The organism is Pseudonocardia sp. Ae505_Ps2, from assembly GCF_001932425.1.
Classification (GTDB): Bacteria; Actinomycetota; Actinomycetes; order Mycobacteriales; family Pseudonocardiaceae; genus Pseudonocardia.
The window spans coordinates 1,877,447-1,898,030 of the sequence record NZ_MCIP01000001.1 but is presented as its reverse complement, the minus strand read 5'-3'; the positions used below and the strand labels follow the sequence as shown (position 1 = coordinate 1,898,030).

Annotated in this window: 20 protein-coding genes; 9 read left to right on the top strand and 11 right to left on the bottom strand. The window is 73.1% G+C overall.

Going from position 1 to position 20,584, the window contains the following annotated elements; all coding sequences use genetic code 11:
- Nucleotides 1-28 precede the first annotated feature (28 nt).
- The 4 genes from Ae505Ps2_RS08975 to Ae505Ps2_RS31855 all read right to left on the bottom strand — a co-directional run bounded on the left by Ae505Ps2_RS08975 (nt 29) and on the right by Ae505Ps2_RS31855 (nt 3,691).
- Entirely contained in the window at nt 29-1,270 is a 1,242-nt protein-coding gene (locus Ae505Ps2_RS08975; protein WP_043276708.1) for a carboxylate--amine ligase, read from the bottom strand.
- Between the two features lie 100 nt (nt 1,271-1,370).
- Nucleotides 1,371-2,309 (bottom strand): DNA-binding protein WhiA, encoded by a 939-nt coding sequence (whiA, locus tag Ae505Ps2_RS08970; protein ID WP_170917023.1) that lies wholly within the window; start codon nt 2,307-2,309, stop codon nt 1,371-1,373.
- Nucleotides 2,310-2,751: 442 nt separating this feature from the next.
- Complete coding sequence (locus Ae505Ps2_RS08965) at nt 2,752-3,465, bottom strand: TetR/AcrR family transcriptional regulator (protein WP_170917022.1); 714 nt, start codon at nt 3,463-3,465, stop codon at nt 2,752-2,754.
- Between the two features lie 85 nt (nt 3,466-3,550).
- The gene (locus Ae505Ps2_RS31855; protein WP_020623941.1) at nt 3,551-3,691 is read right to left on the bottom strand and encodes a hypothetical protein; all 141 of its coding nucleotides are present in this window, start codon (nt 3,689-3,691) and stop codon (nt 3,551-3,553) included.
- A 207-nt stretch (nt 3,692-3,898) separates the two neighbouring features.
- On the opposite strand from Ae505Ps2_RS31855, the gene Ae505Ps2_RS08960 reads away from it, so the two are divergent.
- The 3 genes from Ae505Ps2_RS08960 to Ae505Ps2_RS33975 all read left to right on the top strand — a co-directional run bounded on the left by Ae505Ps2_RS08960 (nt 3,899) and on the right by Ae505Ps2_RS33975 (nt 6,784).
- Nucleotides 3,899-4,714, top strand: coding sequence for an ergot alkaloid biosynthesis protein (locus Ae505Ps2_RS08960; RefSeq protein ID WP_075308832.1), 816 nt, complete (start codon nt 3,899-3,901; stop codon nt 4,712-4,714).
- A gap of 81 nt (nt 4,715-4,795) precedes the next feature.
- Nucleotides 4,796-5,734: an NADPH:quinone oxidoreductase family protein gene (locus Ae505Ps2_RS08955; protein WP_075312489.1), complete on the top strand. Its 939-nt coding sequence runs from the start codon at nt 4,796-4,798 to the stop codon at nt 5,732-5,734.
- Between the two features lie 114 nt (nt 5,735-5,848).
- Nucleotides 5,849-6,784 (top strand): excalibur calcium-binding domain-containing protein, encoded by a 936-nt coding sequence (locus tag Ae505Ps2_RS33975; RefSeq protein ID WP_175581810.1) that lies wholly within the window; start codon nt 5,849-5,851, stop codon nt 6,782-6,784.
- A 57-nt stretch (nt 6,785-6,841) separates the two neighbouring features.
- Here Ae505Ps2_RS33975 and Ae505Ps2_RS08945 read toward each other — a convergent pair whose 3' ends face one another.
- Nucleotides 6,842-7,342, bottom strand: coding sequence for a class I SAM-dependent methyltransferase (locus tag Ae505Ps2_RS08945; protein WP_075308834.1), 501 nt, complete (start codon nt 7,340-7,342; stop codon nt 6,842-6,844).
- Nucleotides 7,343-7,390: 48 nt separating this feature from the next.
- Here Ae505Ps2_RS08945 and Ae505Ps2_RS08940 point away from each other — a divergent pair, with 48 nt between their 5' ends.
- Nucleotides 7,391-7,822: a DUF1707 domain-containing protein gene (locus tag Ae505Ps2_RS08940; RefSeq protein ID WP_020623577.1), complete on the top strand. Its 432-nt coding sequence runs from the start codon at nt 7,391-7,393 to the stop codon at nt 7,820-7,822.
- A gap of 18 nt (nt 7,823-7,840) precedes the next feature.
- Here the strand turns inward: Ae505Ps2_RS08940 and Ae505Ps2_RS08935 are convergent, their stop codons facing one another.
- Nucleotides 7,841-9,007 carry an LLM class flavin-dependent oxidoreductase gene (locus tag Ae505Ps2_RS08935; RefSeq protein ID WP_020623578.1) on the bottom strand — a complete coding sequence of 389 codons (1,167 nt, stop codon included), beginning with the start codon at nt 9,005-9,007 and terminating at the stop codon, nt 7,841-7,843.
- A gap of 159 nt (nt 9,008-9,166) precedes the next feature.
- On the opposite strand from Ae505Ps2_RS08935, the gene Ae505Ps2_RS08930 reads away from it, so the two are divergent.
- Nucleotides 9,167-9,757 carry a TetR/AcrR family transcriptional regulator gene (locus Ae505Ps2_RS08930; protein ID WP_020623579.1) on the top strand — a complete coding sequence of 197 codons (591 nt, stop codon included), beginning with the start codon at nt 9,167-9,169 and terminating at the stop codon, nt 9,755-9,757.
- A gap of 13 nt (nt 9,758-9,770) precedes the next feature.
- Here Ae505Ps2_RS08930 and Ae505Ps2_RS08925 read toward each other — a convergent pair whose 3' ends face one another.
- Nucleotides 9,771-10,181: a hypothetical protein gene (locus tag Ae505Ps2_RS08925; RefSeq protein ID WP_020623580.1), complete on the bottom strand. Its 411-nt coding sequence runs from the start codon at nt 10,179-10,181 to the stop codon at nt 9,771-9,773.
- Between the two features lie 75 nt (nt 10,182-10,256).
- On the opposite strand from Ae505Ps2_RS08925, the gene Ae505Ps2_RS08920 reads away from it, so the two are divergent.
- Together Ae505Ps2_RS08920 and Ae505Ps2_RS08915 are read left to right on the top strand one after the other, a co-directional pair.
- On the top strand, nt 10,257-12,098 hold the full coding sequence (locus Ae505Ps2_RS08920) for an alpha/beta fold hydrolase (protein ID WP_249265240.1): 1,842 nt from the start codon (nt 10,257-10,259) through the stop codon (nt 12,096-12,098).
- A 369-nt stretch (nt 12,099-12,467) separates the two neighbouring features.
- Nucleotides 12,468-13,490, top strand: a complete 1,023-nt coding sequence (locus Ae505Ps2_RS08915; RefSeq protein WP_233147707.1) for a Fic family protein — start codon at nt 12,468-12,470, stop codon at nt 13,488-13,490.
- Here Ae505Ps2_RS08915 and arsC read toward each other — a convergent pair.
- Both arsC and Ae505Ps2_RS08905 read right to left on the bottom strand, forming a co-directional pair.
- Nucleotides 13,481-13,837, bottom strand: a complete 357-nt coding sequence (gene arsC, locus Ae505Ps2_RS08910; protein ID WP_020623583.1) for an arsenate reductase (glutaredoxin) — start codon at nt 13,835-13,837, stop codon at nt 13,481-13,483. The two genes, Ae505Ps2_RS08915 and arsC, sit on opposite strands and share 10 nt — an antisense overlap.
- A 68-nt stretch (nt 13,838-13,905) precedes the next feature.
- Entirely contained in the window at nt 13,906-15,363 is a 1,458-nt protein-coding gene (locus Ae505Ps2_RS08905; protein WP_020623584.1) for a catalase, read from the bottom strand.
- A 192-nt stretch (nt 15,364-15,555) separates the two neighbouring features.
- Between Ae505Ps2_RS08905 and Ae505Ps2_RS08900 the strand changes: the two genes are divergently transcribed.
- Complete coding sequence (locus tag Ae505Ps2_RS08900) at nt 15,556-16,749, top strand: MFS transporter (RefSeq protein WP_020623585.1); 1,194 nt, start codon at nt 15,556-15,558, stop codon at nt 16,747-16,749.
- Nucleotides 16,750-16,967: 218 nt separating this feature from the next.
- Nucleotides 16,968-17,987 (top strand): endonuclease/exonuclease/phosphatase family protein, encoded by a 1,020-nt coding sequence (locus tag Ae505Ps2_RS08895; protein WP_139320149.1) that lies wholly within the window; start codon nt 16,968-16,970, stop codon nt 17,985-17,987.
- 68 nt (nt 17,988-18,055) lie between these two features.
- Here the strand turns inward: Ae505Ps2_RS08895 and Ae505Ps2_RS08890 are convergent, their stop codons facing one another.
- Both Ae505Ps2_RS08890 and Ae505Ps2_RS08885 read right to left on the bottom strand, forming a co-directional pair.
- Nucleotides 18,056-19,129: an aspartate-semialdehyde dehydrogenase gene (locus tag Ae505Ps2_RS08890; protein ID WP_075312495.1), complete on the bottom strand. Its 1,074-nt coding sequence runs from the start codon at nt 19,127-19,129 to the stop codon at nt 18,056-18,058.
- Nucleotides 19,130-19,134: 5 nt separating this feature from the next.
- Complete coding sequence (locus tag Ae505Ps2_RS08885) at nt 19,135-20,400, bottom strand: aspartate kinase (RefSeq protein WP_075334404.1); 1,266 nt, start codon at nt 20,398-20,400, stop codon at nt 19,135-19,137.
- Nucleotides 20,401-20,584: the final 184 nt, after the last annotated feature.

The window sequence follows — 20,584 nt, the reverse complement described above, 5'->3', positions numbered from 1 at the left end:
TCCACGGCCGTGGGCGGGGTACCCGCCCTCAGACGTAGAAGTCGAGTTCTTCCTGCTTCTTCAACAGATCCCGCATCCGGTAGGGGTCGTCCCCGAAGAAGTACAGCAGACCCCAGTGTGTGCCGAACGCGGTCCTCTTCGTCACCGTCTCCTCGACCGGCGACGTGAGGTCGTGCGACTCGTAGTAGTCGTCGTCCTCGGTCTCCTCGGGGATCTGCAGGCTGCTGACGACGCGGCGGCGCGGGTAGACCCCGAAGCAGCCGGCCACGCCGGAGGCACCCTCGACCTCCTTCGGGAAGAAGGCGTCGATCTCCTCCTCGGTGGTCTTCGGGTCGAACGCCAGCACGAGGCCCTGGTAGGCGTTGAAGCCGTAGGAGCGCTCGAGCAGCTCGAAGACCTTGAAGCCCGGCGGCCGGTACGCGACCTCGCCGAAGTACATCTCGCCGTCGGAGGTGACGAAGTACTCCGGGTGGACGAAGCCGAACTCGATGTCGAAGGTCTTGATCAGCTTCTCGATCTGGGCGGTGATCGCGGGCCGGTACTTCTCCAGCTCCGGGGTCGCCGGCACGAACACCGAGTAGCCGAGGGTGACGTACTCGGAGATGTTGAGGAACTTGATCTTCCCCTTGTGCACCCACGCCTCGACGGCGAACTCCCACCCGTCGAGGTGGGACTCCATCAGGAGCGGGAACTCCTCGTCCGGGATGTTGTCGATGTCCTCGTAGGTGCGCACCACGCGGTGCCCGAGGCACCCCGCCTTGTCGAACGCCTTGATGTGGATCGGGTCGTTCGGGTCGCCGTCGAGCTTCAGCAGGGTCTGGTTGACGCGCTTGAGGAAGCGGACGATGTCGTCACGGTCGTGGGCCTCCTCGAAGATGCCCACCCGGATCCCGCCGAGCTGCGCGCGCCGCTTCATCAACGCCTTGTCCCGGAGCAGCATCGCCTGCCCGAACAGCCGCGGGTTGTCGAGCAGCACCGAATTGATCGCGCCGGCCCATTCCACGGTTTCCTCGAACAGCGGGATGGCGACGTCGACGCCCATCTCCTGCAAGGTCTCCGCGATCTCCATCGAACGGTCGTTCAGCCGCTCGAAATTCCACGGGACGTACGGGATCTCGTGCTCCTTGCAATACTCCTCCGCCCAGTCCGGGGCCACGACGACGTATCGGCGGTCGAAGCGGTCGATCGCCTCCACCGCGTTGAGACTCCACCCGAGAAGAGCGACGTATCCCTTTTCTGGATTCTTGGCGACTGAGTCGGACCGAGGCATGGAAAAGCAACCTCCCGATTTCGACGAATTTAGGCGGCGAATGCTTGAGTCCACACCGTACCCCGAGCACGCCGCAACGGCGGATCGTGGCGGGCGGGGCTCAGTCCTCGTCGGATCCGTCGACGCCGGACAGCCGGACCAACCTGCGCAGCCGCCCGGCGACGGTGTCCTTGGTCAGCGGCGGGTCGGCGAGACGACCGAGCTCCGCCAGGGACAGCGACGGGTACTCCAGGCGCAGCAGCGCGGTCTCCCGCAGATGGGGGGCGACGTCGTCACCGAGCACGCGCAGCGCCACCCGGACCCGCTCGGTCGTCGCGGCGGCCGCCGTCGCGGCCCGACGGGCGTTCACCGTCTGCAGCGACCCGTCCGTGCCGGTCGTACCCCGCGGGGTGACCGGGACCCGGCTCAGCACCTCGGCCACACCCGGCGCCCCGACGCTGCGCAGCAGGGCCTCGGCACTCTCCGGGTCCCGCACGACGACCCGGTGCTCGCTCACCGTCTCCTGCGGCGCGGCCAGCACCCCCAGGCCACGCGCCGCGCCGACCAGCGCGAGCACGACGGCCGGGCCCGGGCAGCTGACGACCAGCCGGACCCGCCCGGCCGGCCTCGCGACGCGGCCCCGCGCGATCAGCGCCCCACGCCAGACCCCGGCGGCCACGGCGGGCCCCGCCGCGACGACGGCCGGTGGCAGCCCGAGCACCGGCCGTCCGGTCCGGTCGACCAGCCCCGTCGCCCGGGCCAGATCGGTCCCGGGCGCCGTGACCCGCACCTGGTAGCGCAGGGTCCCCCCGCCGCCGGTCACGACCTCGGCCCGCAGGCCGCCCCGGCCGTGCAGCGCCCCGAGCTCGGAGCGCATCCGCAGTGCGGGCGCCGGGGAGTCGAACTCGGCGCGGATCGTCGTCGTGCCGTCGCGGACGCCGACCTCCCCCGCCAGGCGCAGCTGGGTGACGAGCCCGGCATGGCGGACACCGGGGCGCTCCTCGCGGACCGCGCCCAGCTCACGCTGCAGCTCGGCGGTCACGCGCTCCAGGTCGAACACGATCGTCTCCTGCGGAGGGGAAGTGGCAGGGCGGGGAACACATCCCCCGAGGCGAACCCCGCCCTGCCGGGTAGGGCGGGGCGCCGGAGCGCCCCACCGTGGCGGGATCAGTCCTCGGACGTGTCGGCGTGCATCGGGCAGCGTGGATCGATGCAGGGCCTGCTCTCGCTCCCCGACCGGAACGCCGCGTTCGCGAGAACCGAGCACAAACAGCCCCGGGCCTTCGCCCGCGGCCCACCGGGCGCCAGATCGTCGACCGGTACCGGACCCGGCCGACCCCCGCCGTTCGCCCCCTCGGACATGGCTCCACCTCCGCACGACTGCGCGCCCGGAGTTCCCCGCCGGCGGGGCCCGTGCACAGATACATCCGGTGGCCGCCACGAGGGTCCGAGACCTGCCGGGGCGACCGGCTCGCGACGGTACTCTATACGCGGAGTAACGCCTATTTCGGCTCGGCTCTCGTTGGGTGTAAAGATTCGGGCCCCAGAGTGAGCCCCCGCCGTCGGGCCATCCCCTCGATCTGCACCCAGATCAGGTCCGTCAGGTGGTCGGTGACGACGGCGCGATCCAGCGTGTCCCCGGTCGCCCGGCCGCGCAGCCACCACTCCGCGGTCGCCTGCACCGCGCCGACCACCGACTGCGACCACACCTGGACCAGGCCGGACTCGTCGACGTCGAGCATCTCGGCATAGGCCCCGAGCAGGCCGGTCAGTGCGGAGGCGATGAACTCCCGGCCGGCGTCGACGACCTCGCCCCGCTGGCCGGGCAGTCGGCGACGGAACAGCAGGTCGACACCCGGTGAGTCGTCGAAGAAGCCCATGGCCGCGTCGACCGAGTCGTGGATCCGCGTCCGGACCGCGCTCTCCCGGTACAGGGCGGGCATGAGCCGTCCCATCAGGCGGTCGGTCGCCCGCTCGGCCATCGCGTCGAGCAGCGCGGCCCGGTCACCGAAGTGCCGGTAGATCACCGGCTTGGTCACCCCGGCCTCGTGCGCCACCTGGTCCAGGCCGAAGTCCTCCCCGTCACGGCCCAGCACGACCAGCGCCGCGTCGACCACCTGTTCGCGACGGCGCGCGCGGTGTGCGTCCCAGCGCGTACTGCGACCGTCGGACCGGAGGTCGTCCTCGGACCCGGGCTCCGTGCGGTCGGACGACACGCCCACCATGCTCCTCCCTCGACGCGCCCGGCGGGAGTAGGGCCGGACCCGCGCGACAGTGGATCACGAAGACCACCCGGCCGGCTCAGCGCGGCGCGGTCATCCCCCGGGTGACGATTTCGGCGAGGGCGGTCGCGCCCGTGTCGTCGATCGGACCGCCGTGCACCGCCACGCGCCAGACGGGCACGCTGCCGTGGACGCGGCCCTGGACCGGATCCTGGCTCACGACATGGCGGGCTTCGCCGCGCCCTGGGCACCCGACGGCACGATGACCTTCCCGTTCGCGGCGCCCGGCTCCCCGCGCGGAGTACACGCTGCGCTAGGTTGCGGTCGTGACCGTCGGCCCGGAAGGCATCACCGGACACCTCGACCGCTGGAGCCCGCTGGAGGTCCAGCAGGTGTTCGGCCGCACCGGACTGGCGGAGGCCGCCCGATGACCGTCCTGGTCACCGGGGCCACCGGCACCACCGGGCGCCGCGTCGCCGACCTGCTGGAGGCCGCCGGGGCCGACGTCCGCCGGGCCGCCCGGTCCACGTCCCCTCGGTTCGACTGGCTGGACCCGGCGACCCACGACTCCGCGTTCGAGGGTGCCGAGAGCCTGTACCTGCTCCCGCCGCTCGCCACTCCCGACCCGGCCCCCGTTCTCGCCCCCGTCCTGGAGCGGGCGGTCCGGCGCGGTCTGCGCCGGGTGGTGCTGCTGAGCGCGGCCGCCGTCGAGCGCGGCACGCCCGGGTTGGGCGCGGTGCAGGACCTCGTCCTGGACACGGTCCCGGAGCCGTCGGTGCTGCGTCCGTCGTGGTTCACCCAGAACCTGCTCGGTGACCACCTCACCGCACGCGGGCTGCGCGCCGGTGAGCTGGTCACCGCCACCGGGAACGGCCGGATCCCGTTCGTCGACGCCGGGGACATCGCCGCCGTCGCCTCCGCGCTGCTGCTCGCCCCGGCACCACCCGAACCGGACGTGGTGGTCACCGGGCCCGCGGCCCTGTCCTACGACGACGTGTGCGCGGTCTGGACCGAGGTCACCGGACGGCCGGCCCGGCACCGGCCGGTGACCGTGTCCGAGATGACCGCCCGGCTCGTCGCCGACGGGATGCCCGCCGACTACGCCGCCGTGCTCGCCGGGCTCGACGGGCTCATCGCCACCGGGTCCCAGGCCCGCACGAGCGACGCGGTGCGCCGGATCACCGGGCGCGACCCGCGCAGCGTGCGGGACGTCCTGCGGGAGGCCTACCCGGCGCGGTCATGACCACGGCCACACCGACGATCATCGCCGGGCACCGCGTGCGAGGCTCACCCACGGACGCAGTGGACGACGCGAGGAGGCGTGGTGCGACGGGTGGTCTGCCGGGAGTTCGCCGATCCGGAGCGGTTCGAGCTGGTGGAGGAACCGACCCCCGAGCCGGGTCCGGGCGAGGTGCTCGTCGCCGTCGAGGCCGCCGCGGTCAGCTTCGTCGACGGGCTGATCGCCCGCGGCGACTACCAGCTGCGGCCGCCGTTGCCGTTCACACCCGGCAGCGCGATCGCCGGGACGACCCCGGACGGCAGGCGGGTCGCCGCCCTGCTCACGGGCTTCGGCGGGTTCGCCAGCCACGCCGTCGTCCCGGAGGGCCTCCTGGTCCCGGTACCCGACGAGGTCGACGCGGGCGTCGCGGCCAGCTCGCTGGAGAGCCACGGGACGATCGCCTTCGCCTTCCGGGACCGGGTCACCGTCCGGCCGGGTGAGTGGGTCGTCGTGCTCGGGGCGAGCGGCGGGATCGGGCAGGCCGCGGTGGACCACGCCCGCGCCGCGGGGGCCCGGGTGCTCGCCGTCGCGTCCACCCCGGACAAGCGTGCGGCCGCGCTCGAGGCCGGGGCGGAGGTCGCCGTCGGCTACGACTCGCTCAAGGACACGATCCGCGGGCACACCGGCGGAGGTGCGGACGTCGTGATCGACCCGGTCGGCGGCGACGCCGCGGAGGCCGCGCTGCGGGCGCTCGCCGCCGGCGGCCGGTTCTGCGTGCTGGGTTTCACCTCCGGCACGATCCCGAAGCTGCCCGCCAACCTCGTGCTGCTGCGGAACCGGACCGTCGTCGGCGTGGACTGGGGCGACTGGTCGCGCACCGACCCGGCCGCCTCGCGGGACCTGGCGGAGGACGTGCTGCGCCGGATCGGCTCCGGGGAGCTGCACCCGGCCCGCCCGCGGACCCTGTCGCTGGACGACGCGGCGACCGCGACCCGCGCCTACGCCGAGCGCTCCGCGGTCGGGAAGCTGGTGCTCACGCCCTGACCGCAGGCGCCGTCATCAACCCTGATGACGGGCGGTAATGGCCACGTCACACCTCTCGATAGGTCGTTCGTCGGAGCGGGCAGCTCCGGTAGGACCACCGTGAGAGGACCTCCCATGACCGCCACCCAGTCCTGGCCCGCCGTGGAGCCGGCGACGCAGCCGATCCCCGTCGTGCGACGGGGGAACACCCCGGCGACCGCCGGTTTCTGGCTGGGGATCGTGGGGCTGGTGGCCGGGTGGGTCCCGTTCCTGGGTCTGCTCGTGACGGTGCCGGCATGGGCGCTCTCGCAGGCCGGTCGGCGCCGGTTCCGCACCGGCGCGACCACGACGGCGGGGCGCAGCGGCGCCGGGCTCGCCCTGGGCGTGGCGGGCAGCGTGCTCTGTCTGCTGACGACCACCATCGGCGTCATCGGTGCCGCGAACGCACCGCAGCCGGCGCTGCCGGCGGCGGCACCGGCCGCCCCCGTCCCCGCAGCCGCCCCCGCCCCGGTCGCGGTGCCGGACGTCGTCGGCATGACCGATGCCCGGGCCCGCGAGGTCCTGGCGCAGGCCGGCTTCACCCACGTCGTGCTCGGCCCGCCCTCCCCGGCGGCCGCCGGGGTCGCCGCGGGCACGGTCACCGCGCAGGACCCGGTGGGATCGACGACGTACGACCGCGCCGCCGCGGTCACGCTGACCGAGGCCGCGGCACCGGCCGTGCCGGTGGCCCCCGCCGCGGCGGCGACCGACGCGCCGGTGGCAACCGACGTCGACCGTCCGTACGTGCCCGCGCCGGCACGGCCGCTCGTCGCGACCCCGCCCGCCCCGCACACGGCCGTCGCCGCACCGCGCCCCGCCCCGCAGGCGCCGCGCCCGGCCGCACCGGCCCCGCGCCCGGCCGCCCCGGCGGCACCGGCACCCGCTGCGCCGGCCCCCTCGTCCGGCGGTGGGTCGGCCTACTACGCCAACTGCACCGCGGCCCGCAACGCCGGTGCGGCCCCTCTGTACCGCGGTGCCCCGGGCTACCGCTCGGCGCTGGACCGGGACGACGACGGCATCGCCTGCGAGTAAGGCTGGGTCCACGACACGGTGCCCGGCGGTGACGAGGTCCCGCCGGGCACCCGTCTGTCAGCCCGGCCGCGCCGAGACGCCCGCCCCGCCCGCACCCGACACGACGGACACCTCCCAGCCGTGCCGCTCCAGCCCAGCGGTGACCGCGGCCGGTGGGGCGCCCTCGTAGAGCACGTGCAGCACCCCGCCCGGTGCGAGCACCCCACGCAGCACCGCCAGCTCGGGGCCGGGGTCGCGGGTCCAGAACAGGTTGACGTTCAGCGTGAACGCGACGTCCACGGAATCGGCCGCGAGCCGCAGCCCGGCCAGATCGGACCGCACGACGGTGAGGACGCCGTCGTCGACGAACGCCGCGCAGCGCTCGGCGGTCCGCGCGACGGCGACGGCCGAGCGGTCCACCGCGACCATCGCGCCACCCGCGCCCGGGTCGAGCGCGGGGCAGACCAACGACGCCACCGCGCCCGGTCCGCAGCCCACCTCCAGCACCCGGGTGCCGGGCCGCGCGACGACGACGGCGGCCGCGAACCGCGCCCGAGCCGGGACCACCCTCGCCGCCACAGCGGTCATGCTGGCACGGACCGGCCGCGGACGGGCATCATCGAGGAGGTGGACGAGGTGGTGGGCCCCGAGCAGATCCGTATCTCCGACGCCGAACGCCAGGCCGTCGCCGACCGGCTGCGTGCCGCCCACGCCGAGGGCTACCTCGACCTCGCCGAGTACGACGAGCGCCTGACCGAGGTCTGGCGGATGCGCACCCGGGGCGACCTGGGCCGGGTGACCCGGGACCTGCCCGCCGAGCGGAACCCCGGCCGTCGCGACGGCCTGGTGTTCGCCGCGAGCCCCGGCGGCATCGCCATGAAGGTCCTGTCGATCATCTGGCTGTGCATCACCGCCGCGGCCGCGGCCGGGACCACGGTGCTGGCGCTGCTCACCGACCTCAGCCCCCTGTGGTTCCTGATCTTCTCGGCGCCGACCGGGGCGGTGCTGCTGACCCTGTGGGTGGCCGGTGCGGGCCGTGCCCGGCGCAGCGGTGCCTGACCGCCGCGCCGGGACGGCTCAGCCGCCCGACCGCTCCTGCTCGTAGCGCTTGGTCATGGTGTCGACGGCGTCGAGCTGGCTCTGTGCGTGCTTCTCCCGCGTGGAGCTGGCCCGGTCCTTCGCGGCCAGGGTGCCCGCGGCCTGCCCCTGGAACTCGGGCATGACGTGCTGGGCGATCAGCTCGTAGGAGCGCTTCGTCGCGGTCGGGTCGGCCCACTCGTGGCCGAGCAGCAGGAACGCGCCGAACCCTCCCGACTGGTCGACGAGCTTGCGCACCTGGGCCTTCGCGTCCTCGACGGTGCCGATCGCGCCGATCCCGGCGTCGTTGATGAAGTCGATCATCTCCTTGACGTCACCGCCCGCCACCGCCATCTGCGGGAACGCCGCGACCTTCTGGAAGTACCGGAACCAGTGCTCGATGCCGTACTCGACCTCGCGGTAGGCCTGCTCCCGGGTCTCGGCGACGTGCATCAGCCCGACCAGCCGCCACTTGCTGCGGTCCGGTGTCGGCTGCCCGTGGTGGGCAGCGCGCTCCTCGACGACACCCCAGTGGTGGGCGAGCGCGTCGAAGCCGTCCTGGGTGAGGGTGGCGCCGATCGACAGCAGCCCGACCCCGTGCTGCCCGGCCATCCGCGGCCCGGTCGGCGAGGCCACCGCGGCGACCGTGATGTCGAAGCACGGGTCGGAGTAGGGCGCCAGCTGCAGCTGGGCGTCGACGAGGGTGTGGGTGCGGGTCCGGGCGGTGACGGTCTCCCCGCGCAGCAGCCGCATGATGATGTCGAGGTTCACCTCGAGCAGCTCGCGCGTGTCGGTGGGGTTCAGGCCGATCATGGCCGAGTCGGTCGGCAGCGAGCCGGGGCCGCAGCCGAGCATCGCCCGCCCGCGGGTGAGGTGGTCGAGCAGCACCATGCGGTCGGCCACCCACAACGGGTTGTGGTAGGCGATCGAGGTGACGCCGGTGCCCAGCCGGATGTGCCGGGTCCGCTCCGCGGCGGCCGCGATGAAGATCTCGGGCGACGCGATGATCTCCGAGCCCGCGGAGTGGTGCTCCCCGATCCAGGCCTCGTCGTAGCCGAGCCGGTCGAGGTGCTCCACCAGCTCGAGATCGCGCTGCAACGCGAGTGTGGGGTTCTGCCCGGGCTGGTGGAACGGGGCCAGGAAGGTGCCGAATCGCAGTCTGCTCACGGTGACTCCTCGTCGCTCCGGCGCCCACTCCGTCGAGGACACCGTCACGACAGTCCTTACCTGCCGTGACGGGCGTCACGCAAGCGTTGCACGAGGGTGGCAGACCGGGTGAACGGCCGGTGTACGGACGTCCGTGACGACCCGATAGGTTCCGCGATCATGGGACACCGCGAGGAGCTTCTGGACGGGGCCGCGCAGTGCCTCTACGAGAAGGGGTTCGGCCGCACGACCGCACGGGACGTGGTGGCCGCGTCCGGGACGAACCTGGCCTCCATCGGGTACCACTTCGGCTCCAAGGACGCCCTGCTCACCGAGGCCCTGCTGCGGGCGACGACGGCCTGGGGCGAGGAGCTCGACCGGGCGCTCGCCGAGCCCGCCGGCGGGCCCACCGACCCGCAGCGACGGGTCGAGGAGACCTGGAGCCGGGTGGTCGGCCTGTTCTCCACCCAGCGAAGGCTGTGGGCCACCCACGTCGAGGCGCTCGCCCACGCCGAGCGGCTGCCCGAGCTGCGCGCGAAGCTCGCCGAGGCCCAGCGGGAGATCCGCGAGGGCCTGGCCCTCACCTTCCACACGCTGCCCGACGACCCGGCCGCCGCGGACCGCCGCGTGCACGTGCTCGGCTCCGTCTACCAGGCGCTGCTCACCGGGCTCATGGTCCAGTGGATGGTCGACCCCGACACCGCGCCGTCCGGTGTGGACATCGCCGAGGGGCTGCGCGCCATCGCGGACCGGGCCGACGCCTTCGCCTGATCCCCCCGGAGGGTCAGTGCCAGGGCTCGACCCGGCCGATGATCGTCCCGCCACGGACCGCACCGGGCTCGGCCACCCGCACGGTGAACGTCCCCAGCGCGAGGAAGCGCAGGGTGACGGTGCCCCCGGCGCTGACGTCGACGGCGCGGCCCTGCTCCGGGACCAGCACCCGGCGCGCGACGTCGCTGCCGACGGTGAGCACCACCGTCGTACCCCGTCTCACCCGCACGGTCGGGACCGCGGTCACCGGCCGTGCCTCCCAGTGGTCGAAGCGGACCGGGGTCAGGCCGTGGGAGTCGGCGGACGCGGTGACGGTCGGCCCGGCCGCGACGGTGCCCGTCGTCGGTCCGACGGCACCGCAGCCCGCGGCGGCCAGGGGGAGCACGAGCATCCCGGCGAGCAGCAGCCGGGCCGGTCTCCGCATGCCTCCATGCTGCCGGATGCGCGGCCGCAGACCCCGCCCGGTGCACCCGTTCGTGGCATTCGGCACGATCGGGTCGTGAGCCAGCACCCGATCGCCCCCGTTCCCCCGACGCTCTTCGACGACGAGCGCGAGCAGCGCTGGCGGTCCCGGTTCACCGCGGTCCGCATGTCGCGCCCCGGCTGGGCCCGCGACGCGCCGGCACGCTCGGTCTACGTCTCCAACGCGACCGGCACCTTCGAGATCCACGCGTGGGACCGCGACTCCGGGGAGCACCGCCAGGTCACCGACCGGCGCAACGGCACCACCTCGGCCGTGCTGCCGCCGGACGGCGGACAGATCTGGTGGTTCGCCGACACCGACGGCGACGAGTTCGGCCACTGGGTCGCCCAGCCGTGGGCCTCCGGCCCCGGCACCGACACCGTGCCCGCCGTCCCCGGTGTCGGCGACGGCTACCCGGCGGGCCTGGAGATCGGCCGCCGCGTCACCGCGGTCGGGGTGTCCACCGACGACGGCACCGTCCTGTCGGTGCACGAGCGCGGCTCCGGCACCGACGCGCGCGAGATCTACCGGCACACCGAGGACGCCGGCGTCGGCGCGCTGTCGGAGGACGAGACGCTGCTCGCCATCTCCCACTCCGAGCACGGCGACTCCCGCCACCCGTCGCTGCGGGTGCTCGACGTCGCCACCGGTGACACCGTCGCCGAACTGCACGACGGGCCCGGCCGCGGCCTCGCCGCGCTGGAGTTCTCCCCCGTCGCCGGGGACCAGCGGCTGCTCGTCGGCCACGAACGCCGCGGCCGCGACGAGCTGCTGGTCTGGGACCCGACCACCGGCGAGGTCACCGAGCTCGCGATCGACCTGCCCGGCGAGCTCGTCGGCGGCTTCGTCCCGGACGCCTCGGCACTGCTCGTCGCGCACACCCACGCCGCCAGGACCCGGCTGTTCCGCTACGCCCTGGACTCCGGCGAGCTGACCGCGCTTCCGACCGCGCCCGGCTGCGTCGGGTCCGCCGAGGTCCGCGACGACGGCACCGTGGAGTACTCCGCGTCGTCGGCGGCCACCCCGTCGCAGATCCGGGCGCTGCGCCCGGACGGCACCGACGACGTCCTGGTCGCCCCGCCCGGGGAGCGCCCGCCCGGCTCGGTCGCCGTGCGCGACGTGTGGACCGAGGGCCCCGGCGGCGCCGTGCACAGCCTCGTCGCCGAGGCGCCGCGCACCGACGACGGCCCGGCGCCCGCGGTGTTCGTGCTGCACGGCGGCCCGCACGCCGCCGACGAGGACCGTTTCGACGCCGGTCGGGCCACCTGGGTCGAGGCCGGGTTCACCGTCGTCGAGGTCAACTACCGCGGCTCCACCGGCTACGGCTCGGCGTGGCGCGACGCGATCGAGGGCCGCCCCGGGCTGACCGAGCTGGCCGACGTCGCCGCGGTGCAGGACGCGCTGGTCGCCGACGGCACCGTCGACCCGGCCCGCTGCGTCGTCGACGGCTGGTCCTGGGGCGGATACCTGTCGCTGCTCGCGGCGGGCACGCAGCCGCAGCGGTGGGCCGCGGCCGTCGCCGGGGTGCCGGTGGCCGACTACGCCGCCGCCTACGCCGACGAGATGGAGCAGCTGCGCGCGTTCGACCGGGCGTTGTTCGGCGGCTCCCCCGACGAGCTGCCCGACCTCTACCGGGAGGCCTCGCCGCTGACCTACGTCGACGAGGTCCGGGTGCCGGTCCTGGTGCTGGCCGGGGAGAACGACCCGCGCTGCCCGATCCGTCAGATCGACAACTACCTGGACGCGCTGGCCGCGCGCGGGGACGTGCCCTACGAGGTCAGCCGGTTCGACGCCGGACACGGCTCGTTGGTGGTGTCCGACCAGCTGGACCTGATCGCGACCGAGGTCGCCTTCGTGCGGCGAGCGCTGGCGAGCTGATCCGGGCTTTCCTTCACCCGCCCGCCGTTGTGGTTAACTTTGACCCCTCAAAGTTCACTACTGGGCTGTGCCGGACAACTTTACGAGGTACGTGACCGAATGGCAGAGCTCGTCGGAAGGTTCTGGGAACCCAGTTGGGATGCGACCACCCGGGAAGCCCGACGCGGGGGACGCTACACCGCGTACGTCCCTGATCCCCTCGACGGGCGACCGCTCTCCCTCGGAGGCGTGCTCGGCCACAGAGCCGCGGCGGTGGAGTCCGCGGTACGAGGACTGGCAACCGGCCCCGGCGGCAGGGGACTGGAGAGTCTCGCCCGCTTCCTCCTACGGTCCGAGGCCATCGCGTCGTCCCGTATCGAGGGGATGCACGTGTCCGCGCAACGGGTGGCCATCGCCGAGTTGGCGGAGTCGGAACGGGTAGGTCAGGGCAAGGTCAGCGCGAGCGCTCGGTTCGTGGCGAACAACATCGCCGTCCTGCGAGCCGCCGCGACCGATCTGACCGAAGGCGCCGCGGTGACGGTCGACGCCGTCAACGGTCTGCACCGGGCGCTGCTGCCCGAGGACCACCACGGTCTGCGCACCGTGCAGAACTGGATCGGCGGCGGGGGGTGGAATCCGCTCGGGGCCGACTTCGTGCCGCCTCCCCCGGAACAGGTACATCCTCTGATGGAGGATCTGGTCGCTTTCGCGACGGGCGGCGTCCACGCCCCGCTGGTGCAGGCCGCGCTGGTGCATGCGCAGTTCGAGACGATCCACCCGTACACCGACGGCAACGGACGCGTCGGCCGCGCGCTGATCCACACCGTCCTCACGCGCCGCGGCCTCACCCCCACCGCCATCCTCCCGATCAGCCTGGTGTTGCTCACCCACTCGGACGCCTATGTCAACGGGTTGACCGCGTACCGGTACACGGGTCCGGCGGACTCGGCCGAAGCCTGGGAGGGCACCGCAGCGTGGTTGTCCACATTCGTCGAAGCGGCGGCGACTGCCGTCGACCAGGTCGAGCGTTTCAGCGCAGACCTCGTGGAGCTGCGGGACGACTGGTCCGCGCGTCTCTCCGCCCTGCGAACCACGCGTGGGATACGTGACGTCCCACGAGCGGGGTCCGCCGTCGCACGACTCCTGGATCTCCTGCCAGAGGCCCCGCTCGTGACCGCTGCGACGCTCTGCCGTCTGCTCGGCGTCTCCGCTCCGGCCGCGCACAAAGCGCTCGACGAGTTGACAGATGCCGGCATCCTCACCCGCAGGGCACTGGATCGTGGGACACGGGGCTACTTCGCGCAGGACGTGTTCGACCTGCTCACCTTCGCCGAGCGACGGCTCGCCAGCACCCGTTGGGACACCCGCCGGTCGGCTCCTGACCGCCCTGTCCCCGCGGCACCTCAGCGCTGACGCCGCCCGCCGAGCAGGCCCAGCACGTTCTCCGGCGGCCTGCCCACGACGGCCCGGTCGCCGTCGATCACCACGGGCCGCTCGATCAGCTTCGGCTCGGCGGCCAGCGCGTCGAGCAGGGTGTCCCGGTCGGCCCCGGCGAGGCCCTGCTCGCGGAACGCGGGCTCACCGGTGCGGGTGATCGCGAGCGGGTCCTCGGTGCCCAGCGCGGCCAGCGCCCGTTCGAGCTCGGCGCGGCTCGGCGGGTCGTCGAGGTAGCGGCGCACCGTCGGCTCCGCACCGTGCTCGGTCAGCAACGCGAGGGCGGCGCGGCTCTTCGAGCAGCGCGGGTTGTGCCAGATCTCCACGGCCCGAGCCTAGGACGCACGACGGCCCCGGGGGTGTCCCCGGGGCCGTCGTGCGGTGCGCGGAGCGGTCAGCCGCCGTTGCGGACGGCCTGCTCGATCCGGTCGCCGATGTTCTTGTCGACGTTGCGCCAGTACTCGAAGGCACGCTGCAGGACCGGCTCGGACACGCCGTCGAGCAGGTGCCCGGCGACGTTGCCGACGAACCGTTCGCGGGCGGCGTCGTCGAAGACCTCGCGGACCATGATCCCCGCCTGGCCCCAGTCGTCGTCGGACTCGCGCAGCGTGTACGCGCTGCGGACCATGTCGCCGTCGGCGTACCAGAGAGCCTCCGAGACCCGCTTCGGGTCGGCCGCCGGGCCGCCGTAGGAGTTCGGCGCGTAGATCGGGTCACGGGTGTTCGTGATCCGCATCGCGCCGTCCTTCTGGTAGTTGTTCACCTCGCTGCGCGGCGCGTTGACCGGGATCTGCTTGTAGTTGACCCCGAGCCGGGCGCGGTGGGCGTCGGCGTAGGAGAACCCGCGGGCGAGCAGCATCTTGTCCGGCGACAGCCCGGTGCCCGGCACCAGGTTGTTCGGCTCGAACGCGGCCTGCTCGATCTCGGCGTGGTAGTCCTCGACGTTCTGGTCCAGCGTCAGCTTCCCGACCTTGATCAGCGGGTAGTCGCTGTGCGGCCACACCTTGGTCAGGTCGAACGGGTTGTACCGGTAGGTCTTCGCGTCGGCGAACGGCATGACCTGCACGTACAACGTCCACGACGGGTGGTTGCCCGCCTCGATCTCGTTGTAGAGGTCGGCCTGGTGGTAGTCGGGGTCCGAGCCCGCGAGGGTGTCGGCCTCGTCCTGGGTCAGGCACTCCACGCCCTGGTCGGACTTGAAGTGGTACTTCACCCAGACCATCTCGCCGGCGTCGTTGATCCAGCTGTAGGTGTGGCTGGAGTAGCCGTTCATCTGCCGCCAGGACTTCGGGATGCCCCGGTCGCCCATCAGCCAGGTGACCTGGTGCGCCGACTCCGGCGACAGCGTCCAGAAGTCCCACTGCATGTCGTGGTCGCGCAGGTTGTTCGCCACGCGCCGCTTCTGGCTGCGGATGAAGTGCTGGAACTTCATCGGGTCGCGGACGAAGAAGACCGGCGTGTTGTTGCCGACCATGTCCCAGTTGCCCTCGGTGGTCCACAGCTTGAGCGAGAACCCGCGCGGGTCACGCCAGGTGTCAGGGCTGCCACGCTCACCCGCGACGGTGGAGAACCGGATGATCCCCCGGGACTCGACGCCGGGCTGCAGGAACGCGGCCTTGGTGTACTGCGAGACGTCCTCGGTGGTCTCGAACTTCGCGAAGGCTCCGCCGCCCTTGGCGTGGGGCTGACGCTCCGGGATGCGCTCCCGGTTGAAGTTCGCCATCTGCTCGATGAGGTAGTGGTCGTTGAGCAGGAGCGGGCCGTCGGGGCCGATGGTCAGCGAGTGCTCGTCGCTGGCGACCGGGCTGCCGGAGTCCGTGGTGGTGGGCTTGGGCTGGTGCGACGTGGTCACGGCCGAGCCTCCTCGTACGCGTGGTGGGTGGGGCGGGCGGGTGATGGCCCGCCGGTGCGACCGAGACGCTCCCGCGGCTGCGCGGCCGCGTCGCGGTCGGCGGTGTTCGGTACCCACTGACTTCCCGTGCGGCCCAGGTCGAAACCCCGAACCGGTTCGCGACGACGCCGGGGCGCGGGTCAGGATGGGGTCGTGCCCGACACCGCCGCCACCGCACCGCGTACTGGCCTCGGCGCGTTCGCCGACGTGCTGCGCCTGCCCGGGGTCGGCGCGATCACCGCGATCGGCATGGCCGCCCGCATCCCCGCGACGGCCGTCGGCGTCACCCTGACCCTGCACACCGTCACCACCCTGGGCCACGGCTTCGGTGCCGCCGGCCTCGTCGCCGCCGCGGTCCCGACCGGGATGGCGATCGGCGCCCCACTGCTCGGGACGGTGGTCGACCGCTACGGGCTGCGCCCGGTCCTGGCCCTCACGATGACCGCGGGCCTGCTGTTCTGGTCGGTCGCGCCGCTGCTCGGCTACGCCGGTCTGCTCGGCGCGGCCTTCGTCGCCGGCGTCCTGACCCTCCCGGTATTCTCCCTGGTCCGGCAGGTCATCGCGGCCGCCGTCCCGCCGGGACGGCGACGCCCCGCGTTCGCGCTGGACTCGATGACCGTCGAGATCTCCTACATGGCCGGGCCCGCCGTCGGGTCGCTGCTGACGGTGTGGCTGGGCTCGGCGACGACGATGCGCGTGATCGGCGCCGGGTTCGTCCTGGCCGGGATCGCGCTGTGGCGGCTCGACCCTCCGGTCCGCGCCGACGGCGACGAGGCCGCCCGCTCCGGCCCCCGCCCACCGCTGCGCAGCTGGCTGACCCGGCCGCTGGTCGGCGCGCTGCTGACGGTGACCGCCGCGGTGATCGCGATCATGGGCACCGAGTTCGCGTTCATCGCCGCCCTCACCTCCGCCGGGCAGGCGTGGGCGATCGCGCTGGTCAACGTGGTGTGGTGCCTGGCGTCGCTGGTGGGCGGGTTCCTCTACGGCAGTGCCCGCCGCAGCCTGCCCCTGCCGCTGCTGCTCGCCGCCCTCGGTCTGGCGACGTTCCCGGCGGCGCTGGCCTGGTCGTGGTGGAGCCTGCTGTTCCTGCTGATTCCGGCGGGCCTGGCGACCGCGTCGACGCTCGCGGCGGGCAGTGCCGCGATCGGCGATCTCGCCCCGGACCGGGTGCGCGGCCTGGTCACCGGGCTGCAGGGCTCCGCGACGACGCTCGGGATCGCGATCGCGACCCCGCTCGCGGGGCTGCTGGTCGACACCGCGTCCCCCGGCGCGGCGATGCTGGTGTGCGGGTCGGTCGCGGTCGTCGCCGCCGCGGTGGCGGCGCCGCTGCTGCGGGCCCGGGCCTGACCGGCCGGGGCCGCACGGCCGTCGGCGTCACCGAGATGCACCTCAGCGGGAATCGTGGATCTTCCAGGCCCGCTGGGCTGCATCTCGGTGATCCCGCTGCCGTCGGATGGTCGACGAGCGGTCGCGCAAGTCGGACACTGAGAGCGTCCACAGACGATCAGCGCAGCGCACCGCCCGGGCGCGGCGGACGGGTGTGCCACTCGGGCAGACTGGACCGAGTGAGCGCACCGCCCCACCCCGACTCCGAGACCCAGCCCATCCCGAGTGGGCGGCCCCGTCGCCGGGGAGGTCGGGTGCGCTGGGGGTTCGCGCTGCTCCTCGGCGCCGCGGCCGCGCTCGCGACGCTGCCCGACCTCGTCGGCCTCGACGCCCACTCGCCGTTCGCGCAGGTCATCGCGTTCCGGCCGCTGATGGTCGCCGCGCTCGGCGTGCTGGTCGTGGTCGGCCTGTTGATCACCCTGGCCGCCCGCCGGTTCTGGCCGGTGCCGGTCGTCCTCGCGCTGGTGGCGCTGGTCGGCGCCGCGATGGTGCTCCCCCGCACCGTGGCGAGCCCCGCCCCCGCCGGCGGGACCCCGCTGAAGGTGCTGGCGCTCAACGTCTACGAGGGCAACGCCGACGCACGGTCCCTCGCCGCGCTCGTCGCCGAGCAGAACCCCGACGTCGTCTCGATCCCGGAGGCGGGCGGGCGCTACGAGAGCGAGATCGCCCCGCTGCTGGAGCCGCTGGGCTACCGGACCGCGTCGAGCGTCGACCGTTGGGACCGCGACGTCACCGGCAACACCGTCGCCTGGTCGGACCGGCTCGGCGACGTCCGCACCCGGGTCGGCAAGGACGTCCGCTTCGACTACATCGAGATCACCGGCGGCGGCCTGGGGGACCTGCGCTTCGTCGCGTTCCACTCCGTCGCCCCGGTGCCGCGCTCGGTCGGGCAGTGGCGCTCGGACCTGGAGACCGTCGCCAAGTGGTGCTCCGGGACGAGCCCGGCGATCGTGGCCGGGGACTTCAACGCCAGCCTCGACCACTCGGTGTTCCGCGACGCCATCAGGGGCTGTGGCGACGCCGGGTCGCAGACCGGCAACGGGCTGGCCGGGACCTGGCCGACCTGGGCACCGGCGTGGCTGGGGCCGCAGATCGACCACATCGTCTACACCGGCGGTATCAGCGCGGAGTCCTTCTCGACGCACCTGGTGCCGGGCACCGACCACCGCGCGATCGTCTCGACGCTGCGCCTGCCGTAGACCCTCCACGACCGACGGCCGCCGCCCCGGATGTCCGGGACGGCGGCCGTCGTCGTGGAAGGGAGGTATCAGCCGGCCGCAGCGACCGTCTCCGCCACCTCGTAGGTGTTCAGCGCGGCGCCCTTGCGCAGGTTGTCCCCGCACACGAACAGCTCCAGGGTGTTCGGGAAGTCCAGCGACTGCCGGATCCGGCCCACCACGGTCGGGTCCCCGCCGACGGCGTCGGCCGGGGTCGGCCACTCACCGGCGGCCGGGTCGTCCTTCACCACGATGGTCGGCTGCGCGCCGAGCACCTTGCGGGCCGCGTCCACCGAGACCTCCGAGGAGAAGGTCGCGTGGATCGCCAGCGCGTGCGTGGTGACGACCGGGACGCGCACGCAGGTCGCGGAGACCTTGAGCTCCGGGATCCCGAGGATCTTGCGGGACTCGTTGCGGACCTTCAGCTCCTCCGACGACCAGCCGTCCTCCTTGAGCGAGCCCGCCCACGGCACGACGTTGAGCGCCAGCGGGGCGGGGAACGGCGAGCCGTCCCCGACCGGGATCCCGGCCTCGGTGAGCACCGCGGCGACGTCGCCGGAGACCTTGCCGGCGTCCTTGCCCGCCAGCGCGGAGATCTCGGCCTGCAGCTGGTCGATGCCGGGCTGACCGGCGCCCGACGCCGCCTGGTACGACGACACCACCAGCGCCTCGAGACCGAACTCGCGGTGCAGCGCACCCATCGCCGCCATCATCGACAGCGTCGTGCAGTTCGGGTTGGCGATGATGCCCTTGGGGCGCTCGGTCACCTTCTCCGGGTTGACCTCGGGCACCACGAGCGGGACCTCGGGGTCCATCCGGAACGCACCGGAGTTGTCGACGGCGATCGCGCCGCGGGAGGCGGCGATCGGCGCCCACTCGGCGGAGACCTCGTCCGGCACGTCGAACATCGCGATGTCGACGCCGTCGAAGACCTCGGGCGCGAGCTCCAGGACGGTGATGTCCTGGCCGCGGACCGTCAGCACCTTGCCGGCGCTGCGCGCGGACGCGATCAGCCGGATCTCGCCCCACGGCACCGACTCGCGCGCGTCGATGATCTCGATCATGGTGGTGCCGACGGCACCGGTCGCGCCGACGAGCGCCAGAACGGGCTTGTCCATGGCCATCCCGCTCACCGGCCCGTTCCGGCGGCGACCACCGCGTCGTCCTCGGCGCCGAGCTCGAACGCCACGTGCAGCGCCTGCACCGCGTCGTCGAGCTGGTCGGAGCGGCAGATCACCGAGATCCGGATCTCCGAGGTGTTCATGGTCTCGATGTTGATCCCGGCGTCGGACAGCGCCTCGCAGAACTTGGCGGTGACGCCGGGGTGGTTGCGCATGCCGGCGCCGACCAGGGAGACCTTGCCGATGTCGTTGTCGTAGATCAGCTCGGCGAACCCGATCTCGGCCTTCGCGCGCTCCAGCGCCGCGACGGCGGTGTCACCGTCGGTGCGGGGCAGCGAGAAGGTGATGTCGGTCTTCTTGTCCGAGACGTTGGAGATGTTCTGCAGCACCATGTCGATGTTGATCTCCGCGTCGGCGACCGTGCGGAAGATCTTCGCCGCCATCCCGGGGGTGTCCGGCACGCCGGTGACGGTGATCTTGCCCTCGGACCGGTCGTGGGCGACGCCGGTGATGATCGGATTCTCCAACGGGATCTCCTCGATCGAGCCGGAGACCAGAGTGCCCGGCTTGTCGTTGTAGGAACTGCGCACCCGCAGCGGGACGCCGTAGCGGCGGGCGTACTCGACGGCGCGCAGGTGCAGCACCTTCGCGCCGGACGCGGCCAGCTCGAGCATCTCCTCGTAGGTGACCGTCTCGAGCAGGCTGGCCTTGGAGACGATCCGCGGGTCGGCGGTGTAGACGCCGTCGACGTCGGAGTAGATCTCGCAGACGTCGGCGTTCAGCGCGGCGGCCAGCGCGACGGCGGTGGTGTCCGACCCGCCGCGGCCCAGCGTGGTGATGTCGCGGGAGTCCGCGCTCATGCCCTGGAAGCCGGCGACGAGCACGATGTACCCCTCGTCGAGGGCCTCGCGCAGGCGCCACGGGTTCACCTCGGTGATGCGGGCGTCACCGTGCTTGGACGTGGTGAGCATCCCCGCCTGCGAGCCGGTGAACGACCGGGCCTCGGCGCCGAGGGAGTGGATCGCCATCGCGACGAGCGCGTTCGAGATGCGCTCCCCCGCGGTGAGCAGCATGTCCATCTCCCGCAGCGGCGGCTTCGGGGAGATCTGCTCGGCGAGATCGGTCAGCTCGTCGGTGGTGTCACCCATGGCGGACACGACGACGACGACATCGTGGCCCTCCTTGCGGGTGCGGACGATGCGCTCGGCGACCTTCTTGATGCGCTCCGCGTTCTCGACCGACGAACCGCCGTACTTCTGCACGACGAGGGCCACGCCGACCTCCAATCCTGACTCCGCGTGGGAGCCGTCGGGTGCACACTTCGACCGCCGTGATGCGCAGGTGACGCATCGGCGGCGCTGGTCGGAACGGAACAGTACCGGCGAGCACCGCCCGTTTTCAGGATCTGGACGGTCACCGATGACCCAGACCACACGGGCTCGCCCACGGACCGGCGCT

Excerpts from the sequence above, each read along its gene's own strand:
- Ae505Ps2_RS33975 (WP_175581810.1), top strand. The coding sequence starts at position 5,849 with ATGACCGCCACCCAGTCCTGGCCCGCCGTGGAGCCGGCGACGCAGCCG.
- Ae505Ps2_RS08960 (WP_075308832.1), top strand. The coding sequence starts at position 3,899 with ATGACCGTCCTGGTCACCGGGGCCACCGGCACCACCGGGCGCCGCGTC.
- Ae505Ps2_RS08890 (WP_075312495.1), bottom strand. The coding sequence starts at position 19,129 with ATGGCCATGGACAAGCCCGTTCTGGCGCTCGTCGGCGCGACCGGTGCC.
- Ae505Ps2_RS08975 (WP_043276708.1), bottom strand. The coding sequence starts at position 1,270 with ATGCCTCGGTCCGACTCAGTCGCCAAGAATCCAGAAAAGGGATACGTC.
- Ae505Ps2_RS08930 (WP_020623579.1), top strand. The coding sequence starts at position 9,167 with ATGGGACACCGCGAGGAGCTTCTGGACGGGGCCGCGCAGTGCCTCTAC.
- Ae505Ps2_RS08925 (WP_020623580.1), bottom strand. The coding sequence starts at position 10,181 with ATGCGGAGACCGGCCCGGCTGCTGCTCGCCGGGATGCTCGTGCTCCCC.